This window comes from Curtobacterium flaccumfaciens pv. betae, assembly GCF_026241855.1.
Taxonomy (GTDB): Bacteria; Actinomycetota; Actinomycetes; order Actinomycetales; family Microbacteriaceae; genus Curtobacterium; species Curtobacterium flaccumfaciens.
Window position 1 is genome coordinate 1,857,636 of sequence record NZ_JAPJDC010000001.1, and the last position, 22,996, is coordinate 1,880,631.

22 protein-coding genes are annotated in these 22,996 nt (G+C 70.6%); 18 read left to right on the top strand and 4 right to left on the bottom strand.

Annotated elements, in window-relative coordinates:
- Positions 1-483 precede the first annotated feature (483 nt).
- Complete coding sequence (locus tag ORG17_RS08840) at positions 484-1,845, bottom strand: MFS transporter (RefSeq protein WP_111057129.1); 1,362 nt, start codon at positions 1,843-1,845, stop codon at positions 484-486.
- A gap of 229 nt (positions 1,846-2,074) precedes the next feature.
- Positions 2,075-2,989 carry a hypothetical protein gene (locus ORG17_RS08845; RefSeq protein WP_214527032.1) on the bottom strand — a complete coding sequence of 305 codons (915 nt, stop codon included), beginning with the start codon at positions 2,987-2,989 and terminating at the stop codon, positions 2,075-2,077.
- 93 nt (positions 2,990-3,082) lie between these two features.
- Here ORG17_RS08845 and ORG17_RS08850 point away from each other — a divergent pair, with 93 nt between their 5' ends.
- Positions 3,083-3,298 carry a hypothetical protein gene (locus tag ORG17_RS08850; protein ID WP_027465592.1) on the top strand — a complete coding sequence of 72 codons (216 nt, stop codon included), beginning with the start codon at positions 3,083-3,085 and terminating at the stop codon, positions 3,296-3,298.
- On the opposite strand, the gene ORG17_RS08855 is transcribed toward ORG17_RS08850, so the two are convergent.
- Positions 3,295-4,032 carry a YidC/Oxa1 family membrane protein insertase gene (locus ORG17_RS08855; RefSeq protein ID WP_214527033.1) on the bottom strand — a complete coding sequence of 246 codons (738 nt, stop codon included), beginning with the start codon at positions 4,030-4,032 and terminating at the stop codon, positions 3,295-3,297. The two genes, ORG17_RS08850 and ORG17_RS08855, sit on opposite strands and share 4 nt — an antisense overlap.
- Positions 4,033-4,093: 61 nt before the next feature.
- On the bottom strand, positions 4,094-4,387 hold the full coding sequence (locus ORG17_RS08860; protein ID WP_110863747.1) for a hypothetical protein: 294 nt from the start codon (positions 4,385-4,387) through the stop codon (positions 4,094-4,096).
- A 66-nt stretch (positions 4,388-4,453) separates the two neighbouring features.
- Between ORG17_RS08860 and ybaK the strand changes: the two genes are divergently transcribed.
- From ybaK to ORG17_RS08945, 17 genes are all read left to right on the top strand, one after another.
- Positions 4,454-4,939 (top strand): Cys-tRNA(Pro) deacylase, encoded by a 486-nt coding sequence (gene ybaK, locus ORG17_RS08865; RefSeq protein ID WP_071244681.1) that lies wholly within the window; start codon positions 4,454-4,456, stop codon positions 4,937-4,939.
- A gap of 96 nt (positions 4,940-5,035) precedes the next feature.
- Positions 5,036-7,642, top strand: coding sequence for an ATP-dependent Clp protease ATP-binding subunit (locus ORG17_RS08870; RefSeq protein ID WP_214527035.1), 2,607 nt, complete (start codon positions 5,036-5,038; stop codon positions 7,640-7,642).
- 615 nt (positions 7,643-8,257) lie between these two features.
- Positions 8,258-8,491, top strand: coding sequence for a hypothetical protein (locus ORG17_RS08875; RefSeq protein WP_146238520.1), 234 nt, complete (start codon positions 8,258-8,260; stop codon positions 8,489-8,491).
- 171 nt (positions 8,492-8,662) lie between these two features.
- Positions 8,663-9,205 (top strand): adenine phosphoribosyltransferase, encoded by a 543-nt coding sequence (locus ORG17_RS08880; RefSeq protein WP_214527037.1) that lies wholly within the window; start codon positions 8,663-8,665, stop codon positions 9,203-9,205.
- 124 nt (positions 9,206-9,329) lie between these two features.
- A complete protein-coding gene (thrS, locus tag ORG17_RS08885; protein ID WP_214527039.1) occupies positions 9,330-11,351 on the top strand; it encodes a threonine--tRNA ligase in 2,022 nt (673 codons plus the stop codon).
- Positions 11,351-12,004, top strand: coding sequence for an HIT family protein (locus ORG17_RS08890; protein WP_250892354.1), 654 nt, complete (start codon positions 11,351-11,353; stop codon positions 12,002-12,004). Before thrS ends, ORG17_RS08890 begins: the two co-directional genes overlap by 1 nt.
- Before the next feature lie 13 nt (positions 12,005-12,017).
- Positions 12,018-12,938: a pyridoxal 5'-phosphate synthase lyase subunit PdxS gene (gene pdxS / locus ORG17_RS08895; protein ID WP_027465600.1), complete on the top strand. Its 921-nt coding sequence runs from the start codon at positions 12,018-12,020 to the stop codon at positions 12,936-12,938.
- Complete coding sequence (pdxT, locus tag ORG17_RS08900; protein ID WP_027465601.1) at positions 12,928-13,539, top strand: pyridoxal 5'-phosphate synthase glutaminase subunit PdxT; 612 nt, start codon at positions 12,928-12,930, stop codon at positions 13,537-13,539. Before pdxS ends, pdxT begins: the two co-directional genes overlap by 11 nt.
- A gap of 119 nt (positions 13,540-13,658) precedes the next feature.
- Positions 13,659-14,426, top strand: a complete 768-nt coding sequence (locus tag ORG17_RS08905) for a YebC/PmpR family DNA-binding transcriptional regulator (protein WP_017887357.1) — start codon at positions 13,659-13,661, stop codon at positions 14,424-14,426.
- A gap of 2 nt (positions 14,427-14,428) precedes the next feature.
- Positions 14,429-15,076 carry a crossover junction endodeoxyribonuclease RuvC gene (gene ruvC, locus ORG17_RS08910; RefSeq protein ID WP_035808297.1) on the top strand — a complete coding sequence of 216 codons (648 nt, stop codon included), beginning with the start codon at positions 14,429-14,431 and terminating at the stop codon, positions 15,074-15,076.
- A complete protein-coding gene (ruvA, locus tag ORG17_RS08915) occupies positions 15,073-15,693 on the top strand; it encodes a Holliday junction branch migration protein RuvA (RefSeq protein ID WP_027465602.1) in 621 nt (206 codons plus the stop codon). The genes ruvC and ruvA overlap by 4 nt, the downstream gene beginning before the upstream one ends.
- Positions 15,690-16,733: a Holliday junction branch migration DNA helicase RuvB gene (gene ruvB / locus ORG17_RS08920; protein ID WP_214527041.1), complete on the top strand. Its 1,044-nt coding sequence runs from the start codon at positions 15,690-15,692 to the stop codon at positions 16,731-16,733. Before ruvA ends, ruvB begins: the two co-directional genes overlap by 4 nt.
- Positions 16,734-16,823: 90 nt before the next feature.
- A complete protein-coding gene (locus tag ORG17_RS08925) occupies positions 16,824-17,225 on the top strand; it encodes a preprotein translocase subunit YajC (protein WP_214527043.1) in 402 nt (133 codons plus the stop codon).
- A 91-nt stretch (positions 17,226-17,316) separates the two neighbouring features.
- Positions 17,317-19,068, top strand: coding sequence for a protein translocase subunit SecD (gene secD / locus ORG17_RS08930; RefSeq protein ID WP_110860016.1), 1,752 nt, complete (start codon positions 17,317-17,319; stop codon positions 19,066-19,068).
- A complete protein-coding gene (secF, locus tag ORG17_RS08935; RefSeq protein WP_111057120.1) occupies positions 19,068-20,072 on the top strand; it encodes a protein translocase subunit SecF in 1,005 nt (334 codons plus the stop codon). Before secD ends, secF begins: the two co-directional genes overlap by 1 nt.
- Positions 20,072-20,419 (top strand): rhodanese-like domain-containing protein, encoded by a 348-nt coding sequence (locus ORG17_RS08940; protein WP_027465606.1) that lies wholly within the window; start codon positions 20,072-20,074, stop codon positions 20,417-20,419. The genes secF and ORG17_RS08940 overlap by 1 nt, the downstream gene beginning before the upstream one ends.
- A 69-nt stretch (positions 20,420-20,488) precedes the next feature.
- Entirely contained in the window at positions 20,489-22,813 is a 2,325-nt protein-coding gene (locus ORG17_RS08945) for a RelA/SpoT family protein (protein ID WP_231495664.1), read from the top strand.
- Positions 22,814-22,996: the final 183 nt, after the last annotated feature.

The window sequence follows — 22,996 nt, forward strand, 5'->3', positions numbered from 1 at the left end:
GGGCACTGCGCGCGTCCGCCGCAGCCGCGCAACACGCCGCCGCGGGGACGCTGAGGGGTCACGAACCGTCGCCCGCCGCCCCGTGAGACGACAGTTCAAGCACCCCGGACGCCCCGCCGACGGCATGCCGTGACCACTCGGGGCCCGGGCACCGCGCGTGTCCCCGCAGCCGCACAACACGCCCCCCCGCGTCCGCCGCAGCCGCACAACACGCCCCCCGCGTCCGCTGAGGGGTCACGAACCGTCGCCCGCCGCCCCCGTAGGCGACAGTTCGAGCGCCCCCGACGCCTCACCAACGGCAAGTCGTGACCACTCGAGGCCCGGGCACCGCGCGCGTCCCCGCCGCCGCACAACACGCCGCCGCGGGGACGCCGAGGGGTCGCAAACCGTCGCCCGCCGCCCCCGCAGACAACAGTTCGAGCACCCCCGACGCCCCGCCGACGGCAAGTCGTGACCGGTCGACGCGCCGACCGCCGCCGGCTCCTAGCGCGTCCGCGGCCGCCGCACCGAACCCGTGGCGACGCCGATCGACCCCGTGACCGTCTGGATCGCCCGCCCGACGACCGGCACCGACGTGGTGACGACAGCGAGCGAGGACGTGATGGCCTCGATGGACGAGGTCGACAGGTGCTCCTGCGTGTGCGTGTGCACCGGGAACCCACGGCGCGCCAGCACGACGACCCCGAGTGCGCCGACCAGCACCGCGGCACCGGCGAACGGCAGGTACTGCAGCCCGACGATCCCGAGGGCCTGCCCGCCGAACGCCGCACCACCGGCGATGCCGATGTTCGACGCGCCGTTGACCAGCGCGCCGGCGATGTCGGGGGAGACGCCTCCGGCACGGATCGCCGCAGCCATGAAGAGCGTGCCGGTCGTGCCGTTCGCGGCCATCCAGACCCCGGCGACGACCATCGTCCCCATCAGGGAGCCGTGCACGAACGGCATCGTCGCGAAGGCCACGACCATCACGGCGACCGAGGCGATCAGCGTCTGCCGGGGCGCACGGTCGACGAACATGCCGGCGAGCCAGAGCCCGACGACACCGGTGCCACCGAGCACGAGCAGCGCCCCGCTCACCATGCCGGCGTCGAGCCCGGCGTCGATCGCGTACGGCCCGATGTAGGTGTAGACGACGTAGTGCCCGCCGAACAGCAGCATGTCGGCGATCACGACGGACAGCAGTCCGGTACGTGCCCAGGCCTTCGGCGAACCGATGTGCGGCGACGAGGCACCGCGGACGGCGGGCAGGAACAGCAGGGCGACGACCGCGAGTGCCGCTGCGGCGACACCGACGGAGAACACGGCCTGGCGCCAGCCGATGTGCTGCGCGACCCAGGTCGCGACGGGCACGCCGAGCACGAACCCGAGTGAGCTGCCCGAGTACACGAACGCGATCGCCCGTCCCGCCAGCCGAGGCGGGACGATCCGGGTGGCGTACGCCGAGGCGACCGAGAAGAACAGTGCGTGCGCGATGCCGCCGACCACGCGTCCGGCGCAGACCACGGCGAAGGACGGTGCGAGCGCGACCATCAGGTTCGACACGGTGTAGCCGACGAGCGTGGCGACGAGCACGGTCTTGCGGGGCAGCTTCGCGGTGAACGCGGTGAGCGGCAGCGCGAGGAGCGCGACGGCCGCGGCGTACACGGTGATGACGATGCCCATGGTGGCCTCGGTCACGCCGAGGTCGGCGCTCATCGTGCCGAGCAGCCCGACGGGCATGAGCTCGGTGGTGATGGCGAAGAACGTGGCCAGTCCGAGCACGGCGATGCCGACGATCGACTGGCTGGTGACGGTGATCGGCCGCGTGTGGGTCGACACGGCCGAGGTGGTGGTGTTGGTGGACACGCTGCTGACCTCCTCCGAGGCACGGTGGAGCGCGCGACGATGCCGATCGTTCTGACGGCGGTGACCGGGAGGGTCTGCGGGGCGCGCTCGCTGGCGGATGTGGATGATGTGGGTACGACTCCACGACGAGTGCGCTCATCCAGTGTTGCACGACGGAACGGCTCTCGCGAGGGCATCCAGCAAATACATCGGAGCGCTCCAACGAAACACTCAGCTGCCGGTCGCTCCCTCAGTACTCGTTCGTCACCCGGCCCTGGACCCCGCCGCCGCGCAGCTCGATCGTCAACGTGCCGCTCCTGGACTGCGCGGACATCGACACCGATCCGTGCAGCGCCGCCTGCCGCGGGAAGCACGCCGTCGACGACTCGATGCGGTCCGCCGTCGCCACCAGGCAGATCGTCGACCGGTCCGTCCCGATGCCGGCCCAGACGTTCCAGGGCGTCTCGGCGGTCCCGCCGTCGAGCGCCCGGTTCGTGAAGACCAGTCGCGTCGTGTGGAGACTCACCGGCGCAGCGACCGGCCCCGGCAGCTGGTCGGCGTACGTCTGCGGGACGTCGAGCAGCTGCTCGAGCGTGATCGTCCCCGCGGTCGGCGTGACGCTCGGCGCTGCGGCAACGTCCGGTCGCGCCGTCCCGACGAGCGTCCCGGCGGCGAACGCGACGCCCACCGCCGCTGCCGCGCCGCCCGCGATCCAGGCGCGTGGTCGTTCCGTCCACAACCACCGCCGCCACCGGGTCAGTCCGGTCGGCTCGGCCTGGAGGCCCGGCTCGTCCCCGCCAGAGCCCCTCGCGTCGTCGACGTGGTCGCCCCCACCGCCGTCGGTCGCCTCCGACCCGTCGGCTCCGGCAGGCACCGCCGCCGCGCCGGCGGGCGAGGACACCGGACCGGGCGCGGGCGCCTGCGCGGTCACGGACGCGTGCCCTGGACCCGATCGCGTCGCGGACGGGACGGACGTGCGGACCGGATCCGGGCCTCCCGGCAGTGGATACCGCGCCGTCGCGTCCGCACGCGCACGGGGTCGCCGTCCGCGTTCCAGGTCCTGCAGGGCGATCCGGGCGCGCGCCGCGTCCGCCGGGCTCGATCCTGCTCCCCAGGCGACGGCCTCGAGCCATGCCCGTTCCGCTGCCACGTCGTCGTGGGCCATGCGCACTCCCGCTCTGCCGGTCGCGTGGACAGGTCCATCGTGGCACCGCGCAGCCGTGCGCGCGCACCCAGAACGAGGGAGTAGGCGTGGTGCATGAGCACCGACCCCATGCCGCAGCACGACGCCGACGCCGAGACCCTCGAGCCGCTGAGCCACGACACGCAGTCCGGCGAGGCCGACTACGTCGCGACCAGCCCCGGCGGCGCCGGCACGGAACGTCACGTGCCGACCGCCGACGAGGAGCAGGGCCGCGGCACCGAGTACGACCCGGTCGACCAGGGACCGCAGCAGGAGGGCCAGGGCGGCTAGCGGACCACCCGTCGCAGCACGGCGCGTTCGCCGTAGGTCCAGGCCGCACTCGTCACGACGTAGAGCGCGGCGGCGAGTGGTGCGATCGCCGCGAAGACGACCGTGATGAACGGCACGTACCGCCCCACGGCGGCGGTCGCGGCGGCCCCGGGGACCCCCGGTTCCGGCGCCGGCACCGGGTTCCAGTGGGCGTTCGACCGGCGGCTGAGCTCGACGACGACCGCCAGCACCGCCAGCAGGACCAGCACCACCCAGGCGTGCACCCACAGCGGCGACGTGAGCGTGACGACGAGCGAGTGGCCGAGCGGGACCCCGACGAGCGTCGCCTCCAACAGGGCGTTCGCGGTGCCGTCGATCGAGGCGTGCGTGAACAGCGCGTAGACGAGCGACACCACGGGTGCCTGCGCCAGGACGGGCAGGCAGCCGGCCAGCGGCGAGACCTTCTCGTCGGTGTACAGCTGCTGCACCGCTCGCTGCAGCCGCTGGGTGTCGCGGCCGTGGCGCTTCCGGAGCGCCGCGAGCCGGGGCGCGAGGCGCCGGCGGTCCCGTTCGGCCCGCACCTGCAGCACGGACAGCGGGACGAGCACCAGGCGGACGGCCAGGGTGAGGAGCACGACGGCGATCGACGCGGCGAACGAGCCGGCGACGGGGGAGAGCGCCGCGGTGAGGGCGGTGACGAGGTCCGCGCCGCCGTGCAGCAGCGGGCCGACGAGGGGCAGGGTGGACAGGTCCATGACGGTTCCGATCAGTGGTGGGTCAGCGGGGTGCGCGAGCGGCCCGGCCACCGGTCGGTGGTCAGGCCGGGGTCGCGACCCCCGGTGCCCGTGAGCGGACGTGGCCGTCGGCGTCGGGGTGGCTCCACCCGATCCGGGTGACCAGGTCGGGCACCGCCGACCGATCCGACACGGATGCCGATCCGACCCCGAGGACGGCCGCGAGCACCGCGACGAGCAGTCGGGCGACGACGACGGTCACGGCGACCGCGGTCAGCCCGAGTGCCGCCACGGCCAGCAGGGGCAGCACCCCGGCGGCCGGGTCGCCGAGCACCAGCGCGGCGGTGGCGCGGAGCAGCAGCAGGACGGCGGTCATGGTCCGTTCAGCGTAACGCCCGCGTGCCGTCGAGGACCGGAAGGTGCGGCGGGGGAGGATCACGCCATGACCGCAGGTTCGCCGAGCACCCCAGCGACCGTCGCGCTCGAGGCGGCCGGGGTCCCGTACACGCCGCACGTGTACGAGCACCACGAGAGCGCCACCAACTTCGGAGAAGAGGCGGCCGCCGCCCTCGGGCTGCGCGAGGAGCAGGTCTTCAAGACCCTGGTCGTCTCCGTCGACGGCACCCTCGCCGTCGCGATCGTGCCGGTGGCGAACCGGCTCGACCTCAAGGCGATCGCCGCCGCGGTCGGGGGCAAGAAGGCGACGCTGGCGGATCCCGCCCTCGCCGAGAAGCGCACGGGCTACGTGGTCGGCGGGATCAGCCCGGTCGGCCAGAAGACCCGGCTCCGCACCGTGCTCGACGAGTCGGCGCTGTCGTACGCGAGCATCTTCGTGTCCGGCGGACGTCGCGGATTCGACGTCGAGGTGGCACCGACGGACCTCGCGCGGATCACCGAGGCGGTCGCCGCACCCATCGCGCGAACCTGAGTCGAGCCGCCGCAAGTTTTTTCCGGCCTCGGGAATGACCCCCGCCCTCCTGCGTTGCATTGAGTCGAAGGCACTCAAGTTCCCCAGGAGGTCCCTTTGCCAGAGACGTTCGGCCCGACCGGTAGCAACGACTCGTTCGACGAGTTCCTCGCCCGACTGCTCGCGGCACAGCGCACCGGTGACCAGCAGCGCGTCCGCGCGTTCGGTCGACCGGTCGACATCACCCGGCTGCTCAGCCGCCGGACCCACGAGCTGCTCCAGCACACCGCCGAGTACGCGGTCGCGCAGGGGCAGCGCGAGATCGACGCACTGCACATCCTGCACGTGCTCGTCCGCACCGAACCGTTCGACGCCGTCGTGCGTTCCGCCGGGGTCGACCCCCGGCGACTCGCCGAGGAGATCGAGCAGCGCCTGCCGATGGCGCACGAGCCACTGGCCGAGCAGACCGGCCGCCCGGCACTGACCGGCACCGCCCAGCGCATCCTCGTCGAGGCGACGCAGGCAGCGCGGGGCTTCGGCAGCACCTACACCGACCCCGAGCACGTCTTCTTCGCGCTCGTGATGGACCAGGAGACCGTGACCGGCCAGCTGCTCGCCAGCGCCGGGATCACCCCGCAGGTCATGCAGGACTACGCCCAGCAGGCCGCGGCAGCAGCACGAGAGGGGCGCCCCATGCCCGGAACACCCGACGCCGTCGACACCGACCAGGCCACCGACAGCGACACCCCGACGCTCGACCAGTTCGGCACCGACCTCACCCAGCGCGCCCGTGACGGGCACGTCGACCCGGTGATCGGCCGCGCCGACGAGATCGAGCAGACCGTCGAGATCCTGCTCCGCCGCACCAAGAACAACCCGGTGCTGATCGGTGAGCCCGGCGTCGGCAAGACCGCGATCGTCGATGGCCTCGCCCAGCGCATCGTCGACGGTGACGTCCCCGCCCTGTTGCAGGGCAAGCGGGTCGTCGCGCTCGACCTGCCCGGCATGCTCTCCGGCACCCGCTACCGCGGCGACTTCGAGGAGCGCCTCACCAAGGCGATGGACGAGATCGCGGCGCACGCCGACGAGCTCATCGTCTTCGTCGACGAGCTCCACACCGTCGTCGGCGCAGGTGGCGGCGGCGAGGGCGGCTCGATGGACGCCGGCAACATCCTCAAGCCCCGACTCGCCCGCGGCGACCTGCACCTGGTCGGCGCGACGACGCTCAACGAGTACCGCCGGATCGAGAAGGACGCCGCGCTCGAGCGCCGGTTCCAGCCCGTCACGGTGGGGGAGCCGAACGTCGAGGACGCCGTCGCGATCCTGACCGGCCTCGCCCCGCGCTACGAGGAGCACCACGGCGTCGCCTACACGCCCGAGGCGCTCCGCGCCGCCGTCGAGCTCTCGCACCGCTACGTGACCGACCGGCACCTGCCGGACAAGGCCATCGACCTCATCGACCAGGCCGGTGCACGCCGTCGCCTCGCCCTGTCGGGCGACGTCGACGTCGAGGCGCTGCGTGCCCAGGTCACCGACCTGACGGCCCGCAAGGACCGCGCGGTCGCCGAGGAGCACTACGAGGAAGCGTCCGACCTGCGCGACGAGATCGTCGGACTGGAGGCCCGGATCACCGCCGCCTCGTCGGCGGACGCCAGCCGCGCCTCCCGTCAGGAGTCCGCGGACACCTCGATCACGGAGGCCGACATCGCCGCCGTCGTGTCGCGTGCCACCGGGATCCCGGTGACCCGCCTCGGCTCGGCCGACAAGACGCGGCTCGCCGCGCTCGAGTCCGAGCTGCACGACCGAGTCGTCGGCCAGGACGACGCCGTGCGGGCGATCGCGAAGGCGGTGCGACGCAGCCGGACCGGCATGGGCGACCCGCGTCGTCCGGTGGGCAGCTTCCTGTTCCTCGGCCCGACGGGCGTCGGCAAGACCGAACTCGCGAAGGCCCTGGCGTCGTCGCTGTTCGGTGACGAGTCAGCGATGCTCCGCTTCGACATGAGCGAGTTCGGCGAACGCCACACCGTGTCCCGCCTGGTCGGTGCCCCTCCCGGGTACGTCGGCTACGACGAGGCCGGCCAGCTCACCGAACGTGTCCGCCGCAACCCGTACTCGGTGATCCTGCTCGACGAGGTCGAGAAGGCCCACCCGGACGTCTTCAACCTGCTGCTGCAGGTCCTCGACGACGGCCGGCTCACCGACGGGCAGGGGCGGACGGTCGACTTCCGGAACACCGTCGTCATCATGACGTCGAACATCGGCTCGGAGTTCCTGGCCTCCCGCTCGGGAGCGCTCGGGTTCTCCCCGGTCGGCGCGACGGACGGCTACGCGGAAGACGACCTGCGGGCCCGCGTCATGGGCAAGCTGCGCGAGGCGATGCGGCCCGAGTTCATCAACCGCATCGACGAGATCGTGCTGTTCCGCAAGCTCGACCGATCCCAGATCGCGTCGATCGTGTCGCTGCTGCTGCAGGACACGGCGCTCCGGCTGGTCGCACAGGACATGCTCCTTTCGGTGTCCGACGCGGCGGTCGACTGGCTCGCCGAGCACGGGTACGAGCCGGAGTACGGCGCCCGCCCGCTCCGTCGGCTCATCCAGCGCGAGGTCGACGACCGCATCGCGACCCTGGTGGTCGAGGGCGGGGTCACCGCGGGTGACACCGTGCGGATCGACGTCGAGGGTGACTCCCTGACGGCGAGCGTCGCGGAGCACGCGGCGGTCTAGTCCGGTCGCACGCACACACGAGGGCCCGGTACCGATTCGGTACCGGGCCTTCGGCGTGCACGGACCGCCGCGGTGTTCGGGAATGCAATTCCGGACGTTTTCCGGAAAAGGGGTTGCGCTCCGAATTGCGGTGCCGATAGTGTTCACTCGTCGCGAACGGTCGAACATTCGACCCGGACGACTCCGCCAGCTCGAGACCGAAAGGGGGCCGACCCATGATGATCACAACGACCACTCCGTTCCGTGGAATCCGTGGACGCGTCGGTACCCCGTTCCGCGTCCGCTGACCCGGGGCGTCCCACTCTCCTGACACCTGTGCCTCCGGGCACCGTGCGCTGAGCCGATCAGGCTCGCGCAGCACCGGTTCGTTCGTCTGCTGAACGGCTCGTCGACTCGTCGATGCGTGCCGTCCGATCTGCGCGGACGACGCCGGAAGAATGTCGGTGGACAGTGCGACGCTCTCGGTGTCGACGAGCATTCCGCGATCGTTGTCCGAACATTTCCGGACCATCCCGGAGTGCATTCTCACGCATTCAATTCCTGCTGCCCGCAACCCGGGCGGATTCGTCCTGCCCGACACCCGGGCAGCTCTGCCGTGCCCTGAAGGGGAACACCGTGTCCACGAAGACCACCACCCGTCCACCCGATACCCGCGCGGTGCGCCGCCGGGTCTCACTCGCCGACCGCATCGCACTCCGAGTCGGGATGTCGCTCATCATCTGGAGCCGACGCACCCGCAAGGAGCGGCCCGAGGTCGACCTCGCCACGCTGGCCCGCCTCGAGCGCGAACGCCAGCAGCGCGAGGCCGACTGGATCACCCAGGGCGCCGCCATGCGGATGTGGCGCTGACCCGCGGTGCTGCGTCGGCGGCGCCACACGCTCGCACGCATGGTGCGAGGTTCCGTACTCCGTGACCGCCCCTCGGGGTGGCACCACGTCCGGAACCTCGCACCACGCCGGGCCACCCTCGCACCGTGCGGGGCGTCCGGACGCACCCCGGGCCTCCCGTACCGTTGGCGGGTGACCGAAACCGCAGCTGCACTCGTCGAACGCCTCACCGCCCTCGTGCCGGACTTCCCGAAGCCGGGGGTGCTCTTCCGTGACGTGACGCCGGTGTTCTCCGACGCCGTCGCGTTCGGCCGCGTGTGCGAAGCACTCGCGGCACCGTTCGCGGTCGGAGCCGGGTTCGACGCGGTCGCGGGCATCGAGGCCCGGGGCTTCGCGCTGGCCGGGGGCATCGCCGCCCAGCACCAGGTCGGCGTGCTCACCGTGCGCAAGGCGGGCAAGCTCCCCGGCGAGGTCCTCAGCGAGCAGTACGCGCTCGAGTACGGCGAGGCCGAACTCGAACTGCGGCCGGGTCAGCTGCCCGCCGGCACCCGGGTGCTCGTCGTCGACGACGTCCTGGCCACCGGGGGGACCGGCGCCGCCACCATCACGCTGCTCGAACGCGCCGGGTACCAGGCCATCGGCTTCGCCGCCCTGCTCGAGCTCGACGGCCTGAACGGGCGCGAGCGTATCGAGCCGCGGCTGCCCGTCGCGACGCTCGGCGCCGTCCCGGCCTGAGCGCGGGCAACCGTCCGGTCGGGGCGCCCATTCGCTCTCTCCACAGGCGCATCCCCGGCGTCCGCACGCGAGCACGTCTCGCACTAGTCTTGACGCACCATTTCGATCGAGGAGTCCCATCATCGTGACCGAGTCAGTCGCACCCGCGCCCGCCGAGCTTCCCCAGGCACCCGAGCCCCGGACCGCGACGACGACCACGACCGGCACCGAGCTCTTCGACGGTGAGCGCGGCGTCGTCGCGATCCGCGTCGACGGTGTGCTGAAGGACCTCGCGGCGGACGTGCAGGCCGGCGAGACCGCCGAGGCCGTCACCCTGCAGGAGCAGGACGGGCTCGACATCCTGCGGCACTCGGCAGCCCACGTGCTGGCGCAGGCCGTGCAGCAGATCAACCCGGACGCCAAGCTCGGCATCGGGCCGCCCGTCACCGACGGCTTCTACTACGACTTCGACGTCGCCGAGCCCTTCACCCCCGAAGACCTCAAGGCGATCGAGAAGGGCATGGACCGCATCGTCAAGCAGGCCCAGCGCTTCCGTCGCGTGGTCGTCACCGACGAGCAGGCACGCGAGCTGATGGCGGGGGAGCCCTACAAGCAGGAGCTCATCGGCCTCAAGGGTGCGGCGTCCGACGGCGACTCCGGCGAGAGCGTCGAGGTCGGCGCCGGCGAGCTGACCGTGTACGAGAACGTCGACCCGAAGTCGGGCGAGGTGCTCTGGCAGGACCTCTGCCGCGGCCCGCACGTCCCGCACACCCGCTGGATCGGCAACGCCGCCAAGCTCATGCGCGTCGCCGCCGCGTACTGGCGCGGCTCCGAGAAGAACCCGCAGCTGCAGCGCATCTACGGCACCGCCTGGCCCGACAAGGACCAGCTCAAGGCGTACCTCGTGCGCCTCGAGGAAGCCGCCAAGCGCGACCACCGCAAGCTCGGCGCCGAACTCGACCTGTTCTCGTTCCCCGACGAGATCGGTTCCGGCCTGGCGATCTTCCACCCGAAGGGCGGCATCATCCGCCGCGAGATGGAGGACTACTCGCGCCGTCGGCACGAGGAGAACGGCTACTCGTTCGTCTACACGCCCCACATCACCAAGGGCGACCTGTTCGAGACCTCCGGGCACCTCGGCTGGTACAAGGACGGCATGTTCCCGGCCATGCACATGGACGAGGCCAAGGACGAGGACGGCAACGTCACCCGGCAGGGCGCCGACTACTACCTCAAGCCGATGAACTGCCCGATGCACATCCTGGCGTACCGGTCGCAGCCCCGCTCCTACCGCGACCTGCCGCTCCGGATGTTCGAGTTCGGCACGGTGTACCGCAACGAGAAGTCCGGCGTCATCCACGGCCTCACGCGCGTGCGCGGCCTGACCCAGGACGACGCGCACATCTTCACCACGCAGGAGAAGATGAAGGAGGAGCTGACAACGACCCTCGCGTTCGTGCTCTCGCTCCTGCGCGACTACGGCCTCGACGACTTCTACCTCGAGCTCTCCACGAAGGACCCGGAGAAGTACGTCGGTGACGACGAGATCTGGGACGTCGCGACGAACACCCTGCGCCAGGTCGCCGAGGAGTCCGGCCTCGAGCTGGTGCCGGACCCCGCCGGTGCGGCGTTCTACGGCCCGAAGATCTCGGTGCAGGCCCGCGACGCCATCGGCCGCACGTGGCAGATGTCGACCGTGCAGCTCGACTTCAACCTGCCCGAGCGCTTCGGCATCGACTACACCGCGGCCGACGGCTCGCGCCAGCGTCCGGTGATGATCCACCGCGCGCTGTTCGGCTCGATCGAGCGCTTCTTCGGGGTCCTCACCGAGCACTACGCGGGCGCGTTCCCGGCGTGGCTGTCGCCCGTCCAGGTCGTCGGCATCCCGGTCGCGGCCGAGTACGGCGACTACCTCGACGAGGTCATCGCGAAGCTCCGTGCCCACGGCGTCCGCGCCGAGGTCGACCACTCGGACGACCGCATGCAGAAGAAGATCCGCACGCACACCAAGGCGAAGGTGCCGTTCCAGCTCATCGCCGGTGGCGACGACCGCGACGCCGGCGCCGTCAGCTTCCGCTTCCGCGACGGCCGCCAGGACAACGCGGTGCCCGTCGACGAGGCCGTGGACCGCATCCTCACCGCGATCCGCGAGCGCGCGCAGGTCTGATGGCACCGTCGGGAGGCCCGGAGCAGGCCGCGGGGACCGGTCACGTCGACGACGTGGCCGGTCCGACCGCGGCCGCGGACACCGAGGGCGCGGACACCGATCCGCTGGTGATCCGCGACGCGGCCACCGGCGCAGCCGTCCCGGACGCGTTCCAGCGGCTCTGGAACCCGCACCGGATGGCCTACATCGACGCCGGCCGCGAAGGCCGGGGTCGCGGGCACGACGACGACTGCCCGTTCTGCGAAGCCCCGCGGATGTCCGACGAGGACGCCCTGATCGTGGCCCGGGGCGAGCACGCCTACGTGCTGCTCAACCTGTTCCCGTACAACAACGGGCACCTGCTCGTCTGCCCGTACCGTCACGTCCCGCTCTACGACGAGGCCACGCCGGACGAGCTGCGCGAGATCGGCGAGCTGACCCAGACCGCCATGCGGGTGCTGCGCGAGGTGTCGCACTGCGACGGCTTCAACATCGGCATGAACCAGGGCGAGGTCGCCGGTGCCGGCGTGGCCGCACACCTGCACCAGCACATCGTCCCGCGGTGGCAGTCGGACGCGAACTTCTTCCCGATCATCGCCCGGACCAAGTCCATGTCGCAGTTGCTCGGCGAGACCCGTCGACTCGTCGCCGACGGGTGGCCCCGGGCGCACTAGACTGGTCGGCATCATGAGCGACAGCACCAGCACCTCCGGCACCCCTGGCACCTCGATCACCGGCTCCGACCGCGTCAAGCGCGGACTCGCCGAGATGCTCAAGGGCGGCGTGATCATGGACGTCGTCGACGCCGAGCAGGCCCGCATCGCGGAAGAAGCCGGTGCGACCGCCGTCATGGCCCTCGAGCGCGTCCCCGCCGACATCCGTGCGCAGGGCGGCGTCGCCCGCATGTCCGACCCCTCGATGATCGAGGAGATCATCGCCGCGGTGTCGATCCCCGTCATGGCGAAGGCCCGCATCGGCCACTTCGTCGAGGCGCAGGTGCTGCAGGAGCTCGGTGTCGACTACATCGACGAGTCCGAGGTGCTGTCGCCGGCCGACTACGTGAACCACATCGACAAGTGGAAGTTCACCACCCCCTTCGTCTGCGGTGCCACCAACCTGGGCGAGGCGCTCCGTCGCATCACCGAGGGTGCGGCCATGATCCGTTCCAAGGGCGAGGCCGGCACGGGCGACGTGTCCGAGGCCACCAAGCACATCCGCACCATCACCAAGGAGATCGCGGCGCTCCGCAACCTGCGTGACGACGAGCTCTACGTCGCCGCCAAGGAGCTCCAGGCGCCGATCGACGTCGTGCAGGAAGTCGCCCGCACCGGCAAGCTCCCCGTCGTCCTGTTCACCGCCGGTGGTGTCGCCACCCCGGCCGACGCCGCGATGATGATGCAGCTCGGCGCCGACGGTGTCTTCGTCGGGTCCGGCATCTTCAAGTCCGGCGACCCGGCGGCCCGTGCCGCCGCGATCGTCAAGGCGACGACCTTCCACGACGACCCCCGGGTCATCGCCGAGGTCTCCCGTGGTCTGGGCGAGGCGATGGTCGGCATCAACGTCGCCGACGTCCCCGCACCGCACCGCCTCGCCGAGCGTGGCTGGTAGCCCGACGAGCGGCGCTCGGCCCCGCATCGGGGTCCTGGCGCTGCAGGGCGACTTCCGCGAGCACATCGCCTCGCTGACCGAGCTCGGCGCCGACGTGGTGCCGCTGCGTCGCCCGGAGGAGATCGAGACCCTCGACGGTGTCGTGATCCCCGGGGGTGAGTCCAGCGTGATGGACAAGCTGTCCCGCGCGTTCGGCGTCGCCGAGCCCCTCGCCGACGCGATCCGCGGTGGCCTGCCCACCTACGGCACCTGCGCGGGCATGATCATGCTCTCGTCGCGGATCACCGACGGCATCAACGGGCAGCAGACCCTCGACGTGCTCGACACCACCGTGCGCCGCAACGCGTTCGGAGCGCAGAACGACTCGTTCGAGATCGACATCCCGATGCCCGACCTCGGAGAGGCCCCGGTGCACGCGGTGTTCATCCGGGCCCCCGTCGTGGAGCAGCGCGGCGACGACGTCCACGTCCTCGGTGCGCTGCCGGACGGGCAGGTCGTGGCGGTGCAGCAGGGCAACGTCATCGCCAGCGCGTTCCACCCCGAGGTCGCCGGCGAGGACCGCTTCCACCGCCGGTTCCTCGACCTGGTGCGCAGCGCCTGAGGCGTGACCGCCCACCTGCCGCACCGACGGGACGGAAGCCGCGCCGCGCCTCCAGGCCGGTGTTCGGCCCACAGGGCCGCTAAACTGAGCGGGACTTTCCGCAAGACGCAAGGAGAACCGTGTCCGGGCATTCCAAGTGGGCAACGACCAAGCACAAGAAGGCGGTCATCGACCAGCGCCGTGCCAAGTCGTTCGCCAAGCTGATCAAGAACATCGAGGTCGCCGCGAAGATGGGCGGTGCCGACATGTCCGGCAACCCGACCCTGGTCGACGCCGTGCAGAAGGCGAAGAAGACCTCGGTCCCCAACGACAACATCGACCGCGCCGTCAAGCGCGGTGCGGGTCTCACGGGCGAGACCATCGAGTACACGACGATCATGTACGAGGGCTACGGCCCCAACGGCGTCGCGATGCTCATCGAGTGCCTCACGGACAACAAGAACCGTGCCGCGGCCGAGGTCCGGACCGCGATGTCGCGCAACGGCGGCACCATGGCCGACCCGGGCAGCGTCGCCTACAACTTCTCGCGCAAGGGCGTCATCTCGGTCACGAAGACCGACGGCCTCGACGAGGACACCGTGATGACCGCGGTGCTGGACGCCGGTGTCGAGGACGTCATCGACCAGGGCGGCGGCTTCGAGATCATCACCGAGGCGAGCGACCTGGTCGCCGCCCGCACCGCACTGCAGGACGCCGGCATCGACTACGACTCCGCCGACGCCGAGTTCGTCCCCGGCCTCAAGGTCCCGGTCGACGCCGAGACCGCCCGCAAGGTGTTCCGCCTGATCGACGCGCTCGAGGACTCCGACGACGTGCAGAACGTCTACTCGAACTTCGACATCCCCGCGGACGTCCAGGCCGAGCTCGACGAGGACGAGGGCGAGTAGCCGTGCTCCGTGTGCTCGGGGTGGACCCCGGGCTCACCCGGTGCGGCGTCGGCGTCGTCGAGGTCGCACCGAACCGGCGCGCACGACTCGTCCACGTCACGGTCGTGCGCACCCCGCCGGACATGCCGCTCGAGCAGCGGCTGCTCCGCATCGCCGACGGCATCGCTGCCGAGATCGACGAGCACCACCCCGATGCGGTCGCCGTCGAGCGGGTGTTCGCGCAGGCGAACGTCCGCACCGTGATGGGGACCGCGCAGGCGGCCGGCCTGGCGCTGCACGCCGCGGCCGCCCGCGGCCTGCCCGTCGGGCTGCACACGCCGTCCGAGGTCAAGGCCGCCGTCACCGGCTACGGCAACGCCGACAAGCGTCAGGTGCAGACCATGATCGCGCGCGTGCTCGGGCTCGACGAGGCCCCGAAGCCGGCCGACGCCGCCGATGCTCTCGCGTTGGCCGTGTGCCATGCCTGGAGGCTCGGATCACCTGATGCCGCCGGCTCGCGTGCCACGAACCTCACCCCCGCACAGCGCGCCTGGCGGGACGCGCAGGGCGGCACCGTCGACTCGCCGCTGGCCCGCGCGGCCGCCGCCGCGGCCCGCCCGCAGCGTGGCAGGTCGGCGTCGTCGGTGGGCGGCCCTAGGCTCGGAGCATGATCGCGAGTCTCCGGGGCACCTGCATCGACATCGCCGGCTCGGCCGTGGTGATCGAGGTCGGGGGAGTCGGGTACGCCGTCACCGTGACCCCCGCACACGCGCTGACGATGCGCCACGGGTCCGAGGTGTTCGTGCGGACCGCCATGATCGTGCGCGAGGACGAGCACCTGCTCTTCGGCTTCGAGTCGACCGACGCGCTGCAGGTGTTCGACCTGCTCCGCGGGGTCTCCGGCGTCGGCCCGAAGTCCGCGATGGGCGTCCTGGCCCACATGGACCCGGCACAGATCGCGAACGCCGTCGCGAACGAGGACGACGGCGCGTTCCGCAAGGTCTCCGGCATCGGCCCGAAGACCGCCAAGCTCATCATCGTCGCGCTCTCCGGCAAGCTCGTGGCCTTCGAGCAGGCTGCCGTGGTCGCCGCCGCACGGGGTACCGCAGTCCACCCCGCCGCGGTCGACGTCGTCTCGGCGCTCATCGGTCTCGGCTGGCGCGAAGACGCGGCGCAGACCGCGGTGGACGACGCCGTCGCCAACGAGCCCGGCGCCGCCGCGATGGGCACCCAGGCCCTGCTCCGCGCCGCCCTCGGTGCGCTCCGACCCGCGGCAGCCGGCCGGTGAGCGGCATCACCTCCGCCGGCGCCGAGTCGCAGGAAGAACTCGCGTTCGAAGGTGCGCTCCGCCCGCGCTCGCTCGACGAGTTCGTCGGGCAGCGCAAGGTCCGCGGGCAGCTCGACCTGCTCCTCAAGGCCGCGGGCATGCAGGAGCGCACGCCCGACCACATCCTGATGGCGGGTCCTCCCGGCCTCGGCAAGACCACGCTCGCGATGATCGTCGCGCACGAGACCGGGCGACCGCTGCGCATGTCGAGCGGCCCGGCCATCCAGCACGCCGGTGACCTCGCCGCCGTGCTGTCGTCCCTGGTCCCGGGCGAGGTGCTGTTCATCGACGAGATCCACCGCATGGCCCGCTCGGCAGAAGAGATGCTCTACCTGGCGATGGAGGACTTCCGCATCGACGTGATGGTGGGCAAGGGCGCGGGTGCCACGAGCATCCCGCTCGACCTCGCGCCGTTCACGCTCGTCGGGGCCACCACCCGGGCCGGCCTGCTGCCGAACCCGCTGCGCGACCGCTTCGGGTTCACCGCCCACCTCGAGTTCTACGAGAAGGACGAGCTCGAGCAGGTCCTGATCCGTGCGGCCCACCTGCTCGAACTCGACATCGACCGGACCGCCCTGCGCGAGATCGCCGGACGCTCCCGTGGCACCCCACGCATCGCGAACCGCTTGCTCCGCCGGGTGCGCGACTACGCCCTCGTGCACCGCACCACCGAAGGCATGGCCGCGGTCCAGGGTGCGCTCGACCTGTACGACGTCGACGAACTCGGGCTCGACCGGCTCGACCGAGCCGTCGTCGAGACCATGCTGACCCGGTTCGACGGGGGCCCGGTCGGCCTGAACACCCTCGCGGTCTCGGTCGGCGAGGAATCCGAGACCATCGAGTCGGTCGTCGAACCGTTCCTCGTCCGCGTCGGACTCGTGACCCGCACCCCCCGCGGGCGCATCGCGACACCGCGGGCCTGGCGACACCTCGGCCTCACCCCGGGGCAGGGCGACGGCGGGCAGCCAGGGCTCTTCGACGACCCGGAACCCACCGCCTGACCGCCGATCAGTCGGGTGACATGCCACGGACACCGGCGTGCCCTAGACTGCTACGGCCCGAAACCGAGCAACCAGAGAAGGCAACGCATCATGGGTCAAGAAGTCATCCTCATCGTCATCGTCGTGGCGTTCGCGGCCTTCATGTTCTACAACAGCCGCAAGCGCAAGAAGCAGCAGGCCGAGCTCGTGGACAAGATGGTCCCGGGCGCCAAGGTCATGCTGTCCTTCGGCCTCTACGGCACGCTCCTCTCCGTGAACGAGGAGAAGGTCACCGCTGACGTCGAGATCGCGCCGGGGACCATCGTCACCGTGCACCGTCAGACCCTGTCGCGCGTCGTCGACGACAACGCGTCCGACGTCGAGACCACCACGACCACCGACGACGAGCCGAAGCCGGTGGCCGAGCTCAACGGTGAGCCGGTCTACGGCGAGCGGGTCGACACCGACCGTGTCGACGAGTCCGACGCCACGAAGCGCAAGTCCGACGACTGACGCCCTCGGCCGCCGGGTCGTCTGACCCGGCGGCTTCCCTCTGCCGTCGCACGGTGTGCCGACGGTCCTGAACAGAAAGACGAGACGACCGGTGGCACGATCGACACCCGTCAAGAAGGCGCTGCGCTCGCTCACCTGGTTGGTGATCCTGATGGCGATCCTCGCCGGCGTGAACACCGCCGCGTCGATCCTCGCCGGCTCTTCGAAGGACGACACCGACAAGTGGTACCAGGGCGCGAGCTGGGTGCCGGAGCTGGCTCTGGACCTGCAGGGCGGCACGCAGCTGACCCTCGCGGCGCAGAACACCGAGGGCGACTCCGTCACCTCGCAGCAGCTGCAGCAGGCGGTGAACATCATCCGCCAGCGCATCGACGCCACCGGTGTCTCCGAGTCCGAGATCAACACCCAGGGCGCGAACAACATCGTCGTCTCGATCCCGGGTCGTCCCGACAAGGCCACGATCGACCGCATCGAGGCAGCCGCGAAGCTGACCTTCCGTCCGGTGCTCTTCACCGAGGCCGCGACGAACTCCGCCGTCGGTGACGACGGCAAGGGCACCGCATCGGCCACGCCGTACTCGCCGCCGGCCTCGCTCGCCGCGACGCCGAGCGCGAAGCCGACCAACGCGAGCGACCTGAACTGGGTCACGCCGAAGCTGCAGGACCTGTACACCAACTACAACTGCGCTGCTCCGGACGACGTCACCACGGCGCCCGACGACGAGCCCCTGGTCACCTGTGACCAGGACGGCGCGGGGAAGTACATCCTCGGACCGGTCGAGGTCTCCGGTGCCGACATCAGCAACGCCACCTCGGGTCTCGCCACCGACTCGCAGGGCACGTCGACCGGCCAGTGGGCAGTCAACCTGACGTTCAACGGCGAGGGTTCGAAGGACTTCCGCACCGTCACGAACCGTCTCGTCTCGCTCCAGCAGCCGCAGAACCAGTTCGCGATCGTGCTCGACGGTTCGGTCATCACCGCACCGACGACGAACTCCGCGATCACGAACGGCAAGGCGCAGATCACCGGCTCGTTCACGGCCGAGTCGTCGAAGACGCTGGCGGACCAGCTCAAGTACGGTGCGCTGCCGATCAACTTCCAGGTGCAGTCGAACGAGAACATCTCGGCGACGCTCGGCACCGCGCAGCTCATCGGAGGCCTCGTCGCCGGCCTGATCGGGCTGATCCTGGTGATCATCTACTCGGTCATCCAGTACCGGGCCCTGGCGTTCGTCACCGTGCTGTCGCTCGGGATCGCCGCGGTCCTCACCTACCTGGTGATCGCGATCATGTCGTGGCGCGTCGACTACCGCCTGTCCTTGGCGGGTGTGGCGGGTCTGATCGTCGCGATCGGCATCACGGCGGACTCGTTCATCGTCTACTTCGAGCGCATCCGTGACGAACTCCGGGACGGCCGTGCCCTCGAGAGCGCGGTCGAGTCCGGCTGGAAGCGCGCCCTCCGCACGATCCTGGCGTCCGACGCGGTGAACTTCCTCGCCGCCGTCACGCTCTACGTGCTCGCGGTCGCCGACGTGAAGGGCTTCGCGTTCACGCTGCTCCTCACGACCCTGATCGACATCGTGGTGGTCGCGCTCTTCACCCACCCGATGATGCAGCTCATCGCCCGCAGCCGGTTCTTCGGCGAGGGGCACCGGTTCAGTGGTCTCGACCCGGCAGCACTCGGTGCCGTCTACCGGGGGCGCGCCCAGTTCCGCGCACCCGTCGTGGACGGCAAGCGCCAGCGCAGTGCCGGTGAGGCACAGCGCCGACAGACGATCGCGGAGCGGAAGGCCCAGCAGGCCTCCGGCGACAACGGCTCGACGCCGGACGGGAAGGACGACTGATGGCCAGCTTCAGCCAGTTCGGCAGCGACCTCTACACGGGGAAGCGGTCGTACGACATCATCGGGCGCCGGAAGACCTGGTACCTGATCGCCCTCGTGATGATCGTGATCTCGCTCGTCACCCCGTGGCTCCGTGGCGGGTACCAGCTCGGCATCGAGTTCACCGGCGGCTCGGAGTTCACGATCTCCGACGTCAAGACGCTCGACCAGAACCTCGCCACCGAGACCGTCGAGGACGTCGTCCCGGAGTCGATCCCGCGCGTCTCGCAGCTCGGCACGCACGGCATCCGCGTGCAGACCGGGCAGCTCACCGACCGGCAGACCACCGAGGTGCAGGACGCACTGGCGAAGGCCTACGACGTCCCGGAGAGCCAGGTCGCCGCGACCTTCATCGGTGCGACGTGGGGTGCCGACGTGCTCGCGCAGGCCATCCGTGGTCTCGTGATCTTCCTCGCCCTCGCCGCGGTCTTCATGACGCTGTACTTCCGCACCTGGAAGATGTCGCTGTCCGCGATGGCGGCGCTGCTGCACGACCTGCTCATCACGGCCGGCGTGTACGGCATCGTCGGGCTCGAGGTCACTCCCGCGGCGGTCATCGGGTTCCTGACGATCCTCGGGTACTCGCTCTACGACACCGTGGTGGTCTTCGACAAGGTGCGTGAGAACACCGCGCAGGAATCCATCCGGACGTTCAAGCAGTCGGTCAACCTCGCGGTGAACCAGACCCTCGTCCGGTCGATCAACACCTCGGTCGTGGCACTGCTGCCGGTCGCGGCGATCCTCTTCATCGGGTCGTACGTGCTCGGCGCCGGTACCCTGCGCGACATCTCGCTCGCACTGTTCATCGGCATCATCGTCGGCACTTACTCGACGATCTTCATCGCGTCGCCGATGTACGCGCAGCTGCGTGAGAACGAGCCGAAGATCAAGGAGTCCGACGCCAAGAAGACCGCGGCGGCCGAGAAGCGCCGGCGTGAGGTCGACGCGGCAGAGGCGAGCGTCTGATGCCCATCGAGATCCAGGAGATCGACGTCGCCGAGGCGCAGCGCCGCCTCGACGCCGGAGCCCGCCTGTTCGACGTCCGCGAGCAGGGGGAGTGGGACGAGGTCCACGCTCCCCAGGCCACGCTCGTGCCGATGTCGGAGTTCGTGGACCGCTGGCAGGAGATCGACGGCGGCGACCAGCCGGCCATCATCGTCTGCCACTCCGGCGGCCGGTCATCGCGCATCGTCGCGGCGCTCGAGCAGTCTGGCGTGCCGGCCGTCAACCTCTCCGGCGGCATGCTCGCGTGGGAGCAGGCGGGGGCGCCGGTGGAGCGCGACGCCCAGGGCGAACCACGTCACGGGCACTGACCGGGGACGCGTAGTCTTGTCGGATCGAGCTCGGATCGAGCTCTCGGACCGAGTCCTGGGAGGCGCATCATGACGGACACCCGCGAAGAGCCGTCCGCGCCGAGCCGCCCGGGTTCCGCTCCGCGGCCCTCGAGCCCGATCGGTCCGAACACCACCGGCAACCTCGGTTCCCTCCGCTCACTGCTGCCGCGCCTGTTCTCGCGGGCCCAGCCGGCCGGCGCGGTGGACACGCTGATCCGCACGGTCCGCTCGCACCACCCCAAGGCCGACGTGACGCTCATCGAGCGTGCGTACTCGGTCGCCGAGCGCGCACACGACGGTCAGAAGCGCAAGTCCGGTGAGCCGTACATCACGCACCCGGTCGCGGTCGCGCAGATCCTGGCCGACCTCGGCATCGGCACGATCACCATCGCGGCGGCGCTCCTGCACGACACCGTCGAGGACACCGACTACCAGCTCGACCAGCTGCGGGCCGACTTCGGCGACGAGATCGCGATGCTCGTCGACGGCGTCACCAAGCTCGACAAGGTCAAGTACGGCGACAGCGCGCAGGCGGAGACCGTCCGCAAGATGGTCATCGCCATGTCGAAGGACATCCGCGTCCTCGTCATCAAGCTCGCCGACCGCCTGCACAACGCCCGCACGTGGGGCTTCGTCGAGTCCGCCTCCGCCACGCGCAAGGCGAAGGAGACGCTCGAGATCTACGCGCCGCTCGCGCACCGGCTCGGCATCCAGATGATCAAGCTCGAGCTCGAGGACCTGTCGTTCGCAGTCCTGCACCCGAAGCTCTACGTCGAGATCGACAGCCTGGTCAAGGAACGCCAGCCGAAGCGCGAGCAGTTCGTCCAGAACGTCATCGGCACCCTGAAGAAGGACCTGAAGGCCGCCAAGGTCCGTGGCGACGTCATGGGCCGGCCGAAGCAGTACTACTCGATCTACCAGAAGATGATCGTGCGGGGTCGCGAGTTCGACGAGATCTACGACCTCGTCGGCATCCGCGTGCTCGTGCCGACCGTCCGCGACTGCTACGCCATGCTCGGCTCGGTGCACGCCCGCTGGACCCCGCTGCCCGGTCGGTTCAAGGACTACATCGCGACCCCCAAGTTCAACCTGTACCAGTCGTTGCACACCACGGTGCTCGGACCGCAGGGTCGTGCGGTCGAGATCCAGATCCGCACACACGAGATGCACCAGCGCGCCGAGTTCGGTGTCGCCGCCCACTGGAAGTACAAGCAGCGGGCTGCCGGCCGTGACGCCGGTACCTCGTCGACCACGGACGACCAGGACATGGCGTGGCTCGCCCACATCACCGACTGGCAGGCCGAGACCAGCGACCCGGGCGAGTTCCTCGACTCGCTGCGCTACGAGATCGGCGCCAAGGAGACCTACGTCTTCACGCCGCAGGGCAAGGTCATCGGTCTCCCCGCCGGAGCCACCCCGGTCGACTTCGCCTACGCGGTGCACACCGAGATCGGCCACCGCACGATGGGTGCGAAGGTCAACGGCCGTCTCGTCCCGCTCGAGAGCCAGCTGTCCAGCGGCGACGTCGTCGAGATCTTCACGTCGAAGAACCCCGACTCCGGCCCCTCGCAGGACTGGCTGCAGTTCGTCCGCAGCCCCCGTGCGCGCAACAAGATCAAGCAGTGGTTCACCAAGGAGCGCCGCGAAGAGGCGATCGAGCAGGGTCGCGACGCCATCGCCCGGGCGATGCGCAAGCAGAACCTGCCGCTCCAACGCATCATGAGCCAGGACAGCATCGCCGAGGTCGCCTCGTCGATGCGGTACGAGGACGTCTCCGCCCTGTACGCCGCCATCGGCGAAGGCCACGTGTCGACGCAGTCGGTCATCGAGAAGGTCCTCGGCAACGTCCAGACCGAGACCGAGACGGACGAGCCGGAACTCGCGTTCCCGCGCCAGGTCACCAGTCGTCAGCTGCGCACGAGCGACAGCGGCGTGCTCGTCCGCGGTGCGCCCGACATCCTCGTGAAACTCGCGAAGTGCTGCACGCCGGTGCCGGGCGACCAGATCGTGGGCTTCATCACCCGAGGCCAGGGCGTCTCCGTGCACCAGTCGTCGTGCACCAACGTGAAGTCCCTCATGAACGAACCCGACCGGATGATCGAGGTCGAGTGGGCCCCGTCGTCGAAGTCGGTGTTCCTGGTGCAGATCCAGATCGAGGCGCTCGATCGGTCAGGCCTGCTCAGCGACGTCACCCGGGTGCTGACCGACCACCACGTGAACATCCTGTCCGCGACGGTGTCGACCTCGTCCGACCGTCTCGCGCTCAGCCGGTTCGTGTTCGAGATGGGCGACACCATCCACCTCGACCGCGTCCTGAACGCGGTGCGACGCATCGACGCCGTCTACGACGTCTACCGCGTCAGCGCCGGCTAGCGGCAGGGCCCCGCGCGGCACGTCCGTCGACCGGTCGCGAACCGTCGGCTGCGGCCCTGCCAACCGACGGTTCGCGACCACTCGGCGGACGCGAGCGGGGTGTCCTGACCGCCCCCACGCGCCCGACCGGAGGCCCACGGCAGCCCCGCCCCGCGCCTCCCGTGTCTCCAGCCCGTCCACCGG

Coding starts and splice junctions, on each gene's coding strand:
- ORG17_RS08860 (WP_110863747.1), bottom strand. CDS start 4,387: ATGACCGCCGTCCTGCTGCTGCTCCGCGCCACCGCCGCGCTGGTGCTC.
- ybaK (WP_071244681.1), top strand. CDS start 4,454: ATGACCGCAGGTTCGCCGAGCACCCCAGCGACCGTCGCGCTCGAGGCG.
- ruvA (WP_027465602.1), top strand. CDS start 15,073: ATGATCGCGAGTCTCCGGGGCACCTGCATCGACATCGCCGGCTCGGCC.
- ORG17_RS08925 (WP_214527043.1), top strand. CDS start 16,824: ATGGGTCAAGAAGTCATCCTCATCGTCATCGTCGTGGCGTTCGCGGCC.
- ORG17_RS08855 (WP_214527033.1), bottom strand. CDS start 4,032: ATGGACCTGTCCACCCTGCCCCTCGTCGGCCCGCTGCTGCACGGCGGC.
- secF (WP_111057120.1), top strand. CDS start 19,068: ATGGCCAGCTTCAGCCAGTTCGGCAGCGACCTCTACACGGGGAAGCGG.
- ORG17_RS08850 (WP_027465592.1), top strand. CDS start 3,083: ATGAGCACCGACCCCATGCCGCAGCACGACGCCGACGCCGAGACCCTC.
- ORG17_RS08845 (WP_214527032.1), bottom strand. CDS start 2,989: ATGGCCCACGACGACGTGGCAGCGGAACGGGCATGGCTCGAGGCCGTC.
- ORG17_RS08940 (WP_027465606.1), top strand. CDS start 20,072: ATGCCCATCGAGATCCAGGAGATCGACGTCGCCGAGGCGCAGCGCCGC.
- ORG17_RS08890 (WP_250892354.1), top strand. CDS start 11,351: ATGGCACCGTCGGGAGGCCCGGAGCAGGCCGCGGGGACCGGTCACGTC.
- pdxS (WP_027465600.1), top strand. CDS start 12,018: ATGAGCGACAGCACCAGCACCTCCGGCACCCCTGGCACCTCGATCACC.
- ORG17_RS08945 (WP_231495664.1), top strand. CDS start 20,489: ATGACGGACACCCGCGAAGAGCCGTCCGCGCCGAGCCGCCCGGGTTCC.